The 9,066-nt window shown below is 68.5% G+C and carries 9 protein-coding genes and 1 pseudogene; 5 read left to right on the top strand and 5 right to left on the bottom strand.

All coding sequences use genetic code 11. From position 1 onward, the window contains the following. Nucleotides 1–527 precede the first annotated feature (527 nt). Entirely contained in the window at nt 528–764 is a 237-nt protein-coding gene (locus tag ACBJ32_RS59070; protein ID WP_375134353.1) for a hypothetical protein, read from the top strand. Nucleotides 765–872: 108 nt separating this feature from the next. Here the strand turns inward: ACBJ32_RS59070 and ACBJ32_RS59065 are convergent, their stop codons facing one another. Genes ACBJ32_RS59065 through ACBJ32_RS59050 form a run of 4 tightly spaced genes read right to left on the bottom strand, consistent with a single transcriptional unit; the run spans nt 873 to nt 3,192 of the window. After that, the gene (locus ACBJ32_RS59065) at nt 873–1,130 is read right to left on the bottom strand and encodes a hypothetical protein (RefSeq protein WP_375134352.1); all 258 of its coding nucleotides are present in this window, start codon (nt 1,128–1,130) and stop codon (nt 873–875) included. Between the two features lie 42 nt (nt 1,131–1,172). Further along, nucleotides 1,173–1,721, bottom strand: a complete 549-nt coding sequence (locus ACBJ32_RS59060; protein ID WP_375134351.1) for a hypothetical protein — start codon at nt 1,719–1,721, stop codon at nt 1,173–1,175. Nucleotides 1,722–1,762: 41 nt separating this feature from the next. Next, the gene (locus tag ACBJ32_RS59055) at nt 1,763–2,770 is read right to left on the bottom strand and encodes a hypothetical protein (protein ID WP_375134350.1); all 1,008 of its coding nucleotides are present in this window, start codon (nt 2,768–2,770) and stop codon (nt 1,763–1,765) included. After that, entirely contained in the window at nt 2,767–3,192 is a 426-nt protein-coding gene (locus ACBJ32_RS59050; RefSeq protein WP_375134349.1) for a hypothetical protein, read from the bottom strand. Before ACBJ32_RS59050 ends, ACBJ32_RS59055 begins: the two co-directional genes overlap by 4 nt. Here ACBJ32_RS59050 and ACBJ32_RS59045 point away from each other — a divergent pair. After that, nucleotides 3,192–3,353: pseudogene (locus ACBJ32_RS59045) on the top strand (DUF4158 domain-containing protein); the annotation flags it as partial. The gene ACBJ32_RS59050 and the pseudogene ACBJ32_RS59045 sit on opposite strands and share 1 nt — an antisense overlap. 57 nt (nt 3,354–3,410) lie before the next feature. Here the strand turns inward: ACBJ32_RS59045 and ACBJ32_RS59040 are convergent. Further along, nucleotides 3,411–3,785 carry a winged helix-turn-helix transcriptional regulator gene (locus ACBJ32_RS59040; RefSeq protein WP_375134348.1) on the bottom strand — a complete coding sequence of 125 codons (375 nt, stop codon included), beginning with the start codon at nt 3,783–3,785 and terminating at the stop codon, nt 3,411–3,413. Between the two features lie 104 nt (nt 3,786–3,889). Here ACBJ32_RS59040 and ACBJ32_RS59035 point away from each other — a divergent pair, with 104 nt between their 5' ends. From ACBJ32_RS59035 to ACBJ32_RS59025, 3 genes are all read left to right on the top strand, one after another. After that, entirely contained in the window at nt 3,890–4,522 is a 633-nt protein-coding gene (locus ACBJ32_RS59035) for an NAD(P)-dependent oxidoreductase (RefSeq protein WP_375134347.1), read from the top strand. 120 nt (nt 4,523–4,642) lie between these two features. Then, nucleotides 4,643–5,815 (top strand): tyrosine-type recombinase/integrase, encoded by a 1,173-nt coding sequence (locus ACBJ32_RS59030; RefSeq protein WP_375134346.1) that lies wholly within the window; start codon nt 4,643–4,645, stop codon nt 5,813–5,815. Nucleotides 5,816–6,235: 420 nt separating this feature from the next. After that, a partial coding sequence (locus ACBJ32_RS59025) for a Tn3 family transposase (protein WP_375134345.1) occupies nt 6,236–9,066 on the top strand: 2,831 nt, incomplete at its 3' end.

Raw genomic sequence — 9,066 nt, 5'->3', positions numbered from 1 at the left:
GGGCGACAGCACTACGAGCGGCAGGCTTCGCCGGCGTCCCGACGGCTCGGCGTCGGCGAAGGCGTTCGTCCGTGTCCGGCTGAGCGCCTTAGGGGGTATGTTCTCCAGTTCCTTGATTCCCGAGCCCCATCGTTATCTGGGGTTGTCAAGCGAACTAGCTGGTCAGCCGCATGAAGGTCTGTCGGGCACGTAAGGCATGCAGGCAACCGTGACATCGCCGCGTAGGGGTCACGGATGAGTAGCACCTGACCGTGGAGCGACGACGGGCCGAGGGTGGTCGGCGCTGCACCAGCGTTGCACGCACCAGGTCATAACGGGCAAAGACCGCGGACTCGATGAATGTCAACAAGCCCCTGACGAATTGAGGTTAACGAGGTGCGCCCTTAGCAGATACCCAAACCAGCTTGACTTTCCTTTTCTGCCCATAAAAGATTGCTCTCGGCGAAAAAAGTCGCCTACCCGGACAATATGGCCACCCCACACGGGCGAGGCCTGCCCAGCTTGTCCGCCTGCCGGGGTATCATCAGATGCAAGGGGAATTCTACTTCATGTCCCTAAAACGTTTCATGCTCGTCACGGCCAGTGTCGTCGCAATGTTCACCTGCCTTGTGGCGTTACCGGCCGCCGCAGCGCAGGCCTCCATCTCCCTCAGCGTTGAACAGCTGATCGAGGACCCGGCGGCTTCCCCAGACCTCGAGGCCGCCTACAAAACCCTGTCTGAGGACGAGAACTGGTGGTGCCGCAACTTTGGCTGGTTTTGTTAGACGTTCAGGGGGGCAGCAGGGCCACGGCGAGGTATCGGTAACGGAGACTGGCTGGTGCGTCTATTTTCATCAGGGCACTTTGGCCGGACGCCTTGAGCAGTGACGCCCTCAGGCCAGGAGTCCCAGGGTTTCGGGCGTTTCCCAAGCCGTCAGGTGCCGGTCAGGGTCGGTTTCCTCCTGGGCGCATTGGTTGATCAGTTCGACGAGGGCTCGCCGGTCCTGCCCGGGGAGGTCCTGCAGGAGGGCGATCACCGGCGCGAGCACCTCCATCACGGCCCCGGGCGCGATGGCGTCATCTTCGCTGAGATCAAGCCTGATGACGATCTCCGTGAGGGCTTTGGCGAGGGTGCGTTCGAGCGTGGTCATGGTGGGGCTCCTGGTTGCTCGTTAAGGGGCGGTAGGCCCTGGTCAGCCTGCCGCCGGTTCGGTGAGGCGGGCTTCCAGATCGGCGATCATCTGGGACAGCAGGCTGGTGTTCTTCTCCTGCCGGACCACCTGCGGGCCAACCTTGTCGAGACCGGCGACTTTCGTGATGCACTCGTCAGCGGCTTGGGCCATCGTTTCGAACTCCTTGCGCGCGATCGAGTGAGGGTTGCCGGCCTCGAAGGTGGTGGCGCGGTGCATGTCCTTCACCGATGTCATCGCCGCTCGTGCGGCGGCCATCGCGTCGCGGGCGCTGAACTCATCGCCGTTGCCCCGGCGCATGTAGCGGGTGACGAAGACCCGGCGCCGGCCAGAGTCGCGCCGGGCGGGGTCGGTCGACGGCATGAAGCGCTCCAGACGATCGCCCCGGTTGGCCGCGATCACGCGGACGACCCCGACAGCCCGCCGCAGCCGGCGGCCGTCGGGGATCCCGACTCCGGCGGCGATGTCGGCGTAGCTGACCTCGCGCCCGTGGTTGCTGCGCAGCCAGATCATCACGTCCGCGACGTCGGTCTCGGCCTGCGTCCAGCCCATCGCGCCGTGCCGCGATGTCCGCCGTGATGCCCGCTGCGGGCTCACAGCAGCTTGCCGTTCTCGTCCAGGAACTTCGCCAGCGCGGCGTCGTCCAGGGCGGAGCCGGTGGCGAGGTCGCGGACGGCGGTGATGGCCGCCTCGGCGCCGTCGCAGAGCTCGGCGATGGCCTGGGCGCGGTCGGCGGTGAAGCGGATCTGCTGTTTGTGCAGCAGCGACAGCGCCCGTGAGGCGGCCATGCGGATCTCGGCCATGGCATGGAAGACGTCCATGGACGCATCGGCCTCGGATCCGTCACCGGCCGCGCGGGCTTGGGCGGCGAAGGCCTCCCGCTCGGCGCGCTGGGCGCTGTCGTACTCGCTTTGGCGCTGCCTGGTGACCTCGGCGGCCGCGGCGCGGTCGGCCGCATCGGCGGCGGCCTGGCGGGCCTCGAACTCCTCCAGGGCCTCCCGCGCCGCCGCCCGGGTCGCCTCATCGGCCAGCAGGGCGGTCTTGACCGCCGTCGGGTGGCCGATGACGTAGCTGATGGCCGAGGGGCGAGTCCCGGCCTTGGCCGCCTCCCGCTCGATCGCCTCGCGCCGCTCAGCTGAGATGGGCCTGGCCTCCCAGCTGCGGTAGTATCCGTTCTTGCCGAAGAACGGATACTGCTCGACGTCGGGAAGCTCGACATCCGCGCCCGGCTGCAGGTCCATGGCATGCGGGACGACCCCGTCAGCGGCCAGCCGGTTCCATGCCTCCCAAAGAGCCATGACGCGCTTGGCGCTGGTGCCGGTCCGGCGGGCGAACTCTCGGGCGCTGATGCGCCGGAAGGTGTTTCGGCCGAAACACCTGGACTGATGTTCGAGCCGGACTCCGTCGCCGTCGCCAGGCGCGACCCGCCTGGCCACCAGGTAGGCCAGCATCCACGGGCCTTTGCGCTCCAAGGTGGCGAACTGGGCGATGTCCGCGCCGAGGGCATCCTCGCCGTCGTCGCCCTCGCGCTCGATGGCCTGCTCGGGCGGGTCCCCGTCCGTCACGCTGCCCGTCACGCTGCCGATCGTCTCGTCCATCACGTGGTCACGCTCTCGCGCCGAGCACGACGCTGCGCCGGGACGCCGACCGCGCGGATGGCGGTGACCTGGCGTGCCCATTTCATGAACACGTCCAGATCGTCCAACGCGACACGGGCATCGGCCTGCTGCGTGACATCCAGCTGCACCAGATGCGGGAAGCGCTTGACGACGCGCGTGCACTGCTCGGCCAGGGCGAGGAGTTCGGCGACCAGCGCGGCGCCGGCGCTTGCCTTGCCCGCCGGCCGCGCCTCGCCGCAGCGTCCAGCCCGCTGTTGGGGGGCAGACCAAGTACGAGAGAAAGGGATAGTCGTGTCGCTGACCAGGGCGATCACATGGCTCCGCCCAGCGTGCCGCACGGCTGCGATGGGTGTGCTCTGGTCATGAAACACCCCCCGATGCACATCGACGAGTTGGTCGAGCAATGGGCGATCCTGGACGAAGAGCGCGACCTGATCGCCGGAAGCGCGACGCCACTCGGCTCGGATTCGGCCTTCAGCTCGTCACCGTTCGGTGGGCCGGGGCGCTCCTGGAGGATTGCGGCGTGCCGGCCTCGGTCATCGACTTCGTGGCCGGGCAGTTCCGCATCGTCGATCCGTTGTATGAGGAGGTACACCGAGCGGACCAGGACGCGCTTCGACCATCAGCGGGAGATCCGATGGTCGTAGGTTTCACGTGCCTTGAGCAGCTGGGGAAGATGGTTCTGTGCCCAGACGCGGCAGGCCGCGATCGGTTCGAGCAGCGTGCGGCCCAGCGGTGTCAGCTCGTACTCGACCCGGGGTGGGATCTCCAGGTAGGCGGTGCGGGTGATCAGCCCGTCGCGTTCGAGCGCGCGTAGTGTCTCGGTGAGCACCTTCGGCGTGATCCCGCGCAGCGGGGTGCGGATCTCAGTAAACCGGCGAGGGCCGTGCTCCAGGCAGATGAGGACCATCGCTGACCATTTCTCGCCGATCCGGATCGGCATGACGCTGGATGGGCAGGCCGGGTCGAACATCTCAGGGTCGAGTGGCACAGTCACTATCCTGACGCTAACTCAGTACCGTTGAAGTAACAAGTATCTTCCGGATACCGTTCGGAGCAGTGGCGGGTGACTTTGCCTGCCGGACAGAACGGAGTATCCAGATGAGCAAGATCGTTATTGTCGGTGCCGGCGGCAAGGCCGGCCGCGCGGCGGTCGGCGAGGCTCGCATGCGTGGCCACCAGGTCACCGCGGTGGTCCGTGATCCGGCCAAGTACGGCGACCTGACGGCCGATGAGGTGGCGGTCGTGGCGGGTGATGTCACGGACGCGGACAGCGTCGCCGCGGTCGCCGCCGGCCACGATGCGGCGATCAGCGCCGTCTATGACGCCGAAGCGTCGCCCGACAGCTTCTATGTCGGCGCGGCCACGGCCTTGCTGGACGGATTGTCCCGTGCCGGAGTCGGCCGGTTGCTGGTGGTCGGCCTTGGCACCCTCCTGGAGACCGAACCAGGGGTGCGGCTCATGGACACGGACGAATTCCCGCCCGAGTATCGGCCGTTCTCCGAGGGCCATGCCGCAGGACTGCAGGTTCTGCGCTCCACCGCCGGCAGCCTCGATTGGGTGTACGCCAGCCCCACCGGAAATTTCGACCACGACGGTCCACGAGTCGGCCACTACCGGACCGGTGGCCCTGCGGGCACCGGCCTCATTTCCTACGCCGACTTCGCCATCGCCCTGCTCGACGAGATCGACACCCCCAAGCATCACCGCACCCAGATTGCTTTTACCAACTGATCCCACGGGCAAATCGACGACTCAGCGGTGGCGGCACCCAGACCGGACCCCACGTCGAGCGAACAAGCGACGAGTCAGGTCACTTCAGGAAACAGCCCTTCCATGAACTAATCTGGCTCCATGCCGTCCTCCACCCCCAGCTCGGCCTCGCTCGGCCCGGACCCGGATCGCGCCGAAATCACTTCACGAAAGGTGGTCGGGCTGTCCGGGCGCCTCGATCCGGCCGACGACAGCCTGCCGGCGTGGATGGAGCGTTATCTCGATCTGGCCGTGCGCGGGGTCCGCTCGGCGGAGGTCACTGCCAAGATCTTCCGGCATCTCCAGCGCTTCGCCGCCTGGATCACGGGCGGCCTCGGGCACGACCGGCTCTCGGCCGTCACCCCGCGCGAAGTCGCCGCCTGGCGCGACCATCTGGCCGCCGCCGGCAACCGCGGCCGCGACGGCACACCGGCGCCGATGGCGCCGACGACCGTCAACAACCACCTCGCGCACGTCTCGGCGCTGTTCACCTGGATCACCGCGCACGCCCCCGCCGGCCTGCTGCGCCACGGCGACCCCACCAAGAAGGTCGCCCTGCTGCCGCTGCCCGCTCCGCAGCCGCGCGCGCTGGCCGCCGCCCAGGTGCGCACCGTCAAGAACATCGTGGACCGGATCGAGACCTTCCACGAGCTCAAGGGCCGCCGCCACCGCGGCGCCGTCGCGCGTGCCCACGCCCACGCCCGCCCGCTACGCGACCGGGCCATCATCTACCTGCTGTTCGGCACCGGGCTGCGCCGCGCCGAAGTGGTCGGCCTGGACCTGGACCAGCTGGAGCCGGCCGACCCCGACCGGCTGCGCCAGGCCAAGAAGGTGCGCCTGACCGGCGTACGCGGCAAGGGCCGCACCAGCCGCACCGTCTTCCTCGGCCGCGACGCCCGCCAGGCGCTGGCCGACTACCTCGCCCAGGAGCGGCCCGGCGACGCCGCCGCCAGCACCGGGGCAGTGGCGCTGCTGCTGTCGGCCGCCTCCATCGCCGTCCGCCGCCCCGACGGCCGCCTGTCACCCCGCTCGGTCAACACCATCGTCGGCGAGATCGGCCGCCTGCACGACGCCCAGACGCCCGACCCCGACCGCAAGCTCGGCGCCCTGCGCCCGCACGACGCCTGCCACACCTTCGCCTTCCAGCTCTCCCAGGCCTCCGGCCACAACCGCGCCGAACTCGAACGCCGCCTCGGCCACGCCAACGACCGCTACCTGCGCCTGTACACCAACCCGCCCGACGACATCGCCGCCGGCTATATCGAGGATCTCTGACCCGATGCCCTCGCGCCCGGCCGCGCACTACGGTGCTGGCATGGTGATGCGGTTGCTGCTGGAGCCCCTGCCCGCCTCGTGGCCAGCACCACCACCCCCGCGACCGACGGGACTGCACGGCCTGCTCGCCCGGCTGCAGGAGATGGCCGACGCGGTGCGGCGGCCACGTCATCGGCCTCGCGCCCGTCTCCATGCTGGTCGCCGGATCGCTATCGCAGTGGCGCGGGCCTGGACCGGGCTCCCGTTCGACACCGACGGCGACGTCATCGTGCCGGGCGCACTCGTGCCCGTACAGGGGTCTGAGGAACATCGGAACCGGATCGTGCGCTAAGCGTTTGTCCTGGTGGGCATCGGTTTGACCGCTGGTGATCGCTAACGGAAGCCTTCGAGGGTCTTGTCGTTGACCTACGGAGGTTCACGGTGCCGGTCGAGTTCTTGTCCGATGAACAGGCTGCGGGGTTCGCCTCGTTTCAGGGGCCGCCTACGCGCGCTCAGCTGGAGAAGTACTTCTTCCTCGATGACGCCGATCGCCAGACGATCGATGCCAAGCGCAGAGATCACAACCGGCTCGGATTCGCTGTCCAGCTCGGTGTAGTCCGGTTCCTACGGCGGTTTCTCCCCGACCCTCGTCAGGTCCCTGCCGAGGTCGTGGACTACCTCGCTCAGCAGTTGGGCATCGCCGACTTGTCGTGCATCAAGCTGTACGGCCAGCGTGATGGGACCGCGCGTACGCATGCCGGGGAGATCGAGAAGGCCGGCGGATGGGTCGACTTCGCCGAGGTCGAACCGAAGCTGGCACGGTGGATTTCGGCGCGGGCGTTCACCACGGGGGAGGGACCCAAGGCGCTGTTCGATGCGGCGGTGGCCGAGTTGCGCACTCGCCCGGTGTTGATGCCGGGGGTGCATCGGCTGGCGCGGCTGGTGGCCCGGGAGCGGGAGAAGGCCACAAAGCGGCTGTGGGACACCCTGCATGATCTGCTGAATGATGAACAACGGCGGGTGCTGGCCGAGCTGGTGGAGGTGCCGGCCGGGGCGAGGGTCTCTACGCTGGAGCGGCTGCGCCGTCCGGTGGTGAAGGCCTCGGGTCCACAGATGGAGCGGGCGCTGGAGCGGGTGGCGGAGATCGCCGCGCTTGGCGTCGGTGAGGTGGATGTGTCGGTGATCCCGCCGCGGCGGTTGGCTGAGCTATGGCGTTACGGCATGGACGGCAAGGCCACGCTGATCGATCGGCACGCTGCCGAGCGCAAGCTCGCCACGCTGCTGGCGACGGTGGTGCACCTGACCACCAGGTCGGTCGATGATGCTCTGGATCTGCTGGATCTGCTGATCGCCACCCGGCTGCTGGCGCGTGCCGAGCGGGAGTCGTCGAAGGAGAAGCTGCGCACACTGCCGCGGGTGGAGCGGGCCTCGGCCACGCTGGCCGAGGCGGTGCGGGTGCTGATCGAGGCCACCGATGACCAGGTCGATGTCGTCACCGGCGAGGTCCTCGCGGCGGGGGTGGCATCGGTCGATGAGGTGTGGGCCGCGATCGAGGCGGTCGTGCCGCGCCAGCAGCTGACCGCGGCCCTTGAGGCGATCATTGAGCTGACCCCGCCGGCCGATTCAGATGCCGACGAGGCGTGGCGGGCGATGCTCGTGGGCCGCTTCGCTATGGTGCGGCCCTTCCTGCCGCGGTTGTGTGAGGTGATCGAGTTCGGAGCCACCGCCGAGGGTCGGCCGGTGCTAGCCGCTTTGCGGACGCTGCCCGCTTTGATGGGACGCAAGCGCGTTACCCCTGATGAGATCGACGTCTCGCTGCTGGCGGGGTCGTGGCGGCGCCTGGTGCTGCGAGCGCCTCACCTGGCAGAAGGGTTGGTGGATTGGAAGGCGTACGCGTTCTGTGTGCTGGAAGCCTTCCACCGGCTGCTGCGCCGCCGGGAGATCTTCGCGATCAACTCCTCCAAGTGGGGTGATCCGGGCGCCAAACTCCTGCAGGGCCCGGCGTGGGAGGCGCTGCGGCCCACGGTGCTGGCCAGCCTGCGCCTGCCCGAGCAGCCTGGCACCTACATGGCTCGGCAGGCTGAGGCGCTGGATGCGGCCTACCGGGAGGTCGCCGGGCGATTGCCGGCCAACACCAGCGCGAGCATGGGCGCCGACGGGCGGCTGCATCTGGCGGCGCTGGAACCGGTCCCCGAACCCGACAGCCTGGTGGCGTTGCGGGAGGCGGTGGAGGCGATGATGCCCCGGGTGGACCTGCCCGAGGTGCTGCTGGAGGTGTTCTCCTGGACCGGCGCCGATGCCGCGTTCACCTCCATCACCGGGGAAGCGGCCCGGCTGGCCGACCTTCCCATCTCGATCGCCGCGCTGCTGGTGGCGCACGGCTGCAACGTCGGGATGACCCCCGTCATCGGCGGCGCCAAGGCGCTGAGACGCGACCGGTTGTCCCATGTCGATCAGACCTACCTGCGGTTGGCCACCTACAAGGCCGCCAACGCCACCCTCATCGACGCCCAGGCCGGCATCGGCCTGGCCCAGGCGTGGGGCGGCGGGCTGGTGGCCTCGGTCGACGGGATGCGCTTCGTCGTCCCCACGGCCACGCTCCATGCCCGGCCCAACCCCAAGTACTTCGGCCGGGGCCGCGGCGCGACCTGGCTGAACATGCTGAACGACCAGGCTTCGGGCCTGGGCGGCATGGTCGTGGCCGGCACCCCGCGCGATTCGCTGTACGTGCTGGACGTGCTGTATGACCGCGACGGCGGCAAACGCCCCGAGATGATCGTCACCGATACCGCCAGCCATAGCGACATCGTCTACGGGCTGCTCACTCTGGCGGGGTTCTCCTACGCCCCGCAGCTGGCTGACCTGCCCGATCAGAAGCTGTGGCGGATCGATCCCCGTGCCGAGTACGGGCCCTTGCAACAGATCGCGCGGGGGCGCATCGCCTTGGACAAGGTAGAGCGCCACTGGGACGACATCTGTCGCGTCATCGCCTCTATCCACACCGGCGCGGTGCGCGCCCACGACGTCATTCGGATGCTGTCACGCGATGGCCGGCCCACCCCGCTGGGTGACGCGATCGCGCACTACGGGCGCATTCCCAAGACCCTGCACATATCAGTTACGTGGAATCAGATCGGAGAGGCAGTCTCTTCGGTCTCGCCACGAACTGAGGAGAAGCGTTGGGCACGGTGGTGCTGGAAGAGAAGTGGCCTGTCCTGGGACGGCACAATGAGGCGGCCCGGTGGCTGCGGATCTGGACCGATCTGGGACGG

Source organism: Nonomuraea sp. GTA35 (assembly GCF_041950525.1).
GTDB lineage: Bacteria > Actinomycetota > Actinomycetes > Streptosporangiales > Streptosporangiaceae > Nonomuraea.
Note: the sequence above shows the minus strand (reverse complement) of the source record. Positions and strands in the feature narration are given on the sequence as shown.

What these genes read in the sequence shown, in the direction of transcription:
- ACBJ32_RS59070 (WP_375134353.1), top strand. Translation starts at nt 528, where the DNA reads ATGCAAGGGGAATTCTACTTCATGTCCCTAAAACGTTTCATGCTCGTC.
- ACBJ32_RS59065 (WP_375134352.1), bottom strand. Translation starts at nt 1,130, where the DNA reads ATGACCACGCTCGAACGCACCCTCGCCAAAGCCCTCACGGAGATCGTC.
- ACBJ32_RS59060 (WP_375134351.1), bottom strand. Translation starts at nt 1,721, where the DNA reads ATGGGCTGGACGCAGGCCGAGACCGACGTCGCGGACGTGATGATCTGG.
- ACBJ32_RS59035 (WP_375134347.1), top strand. Translation starts at nt 3,890, where the DNA reads ATGAGCAAGATCGTTATTGTCGGTGCCGGCGGCAAGGCCGGCCGCGCG.
- ACBJ32_RS59030 (WP_375134346.1), top strand. Translation starts at nt 4,643, where the DNA reads ATGCCGTCCTCCACCCCCAGCTCGGCCTCGCTCGGCCCGGACCCGGAT.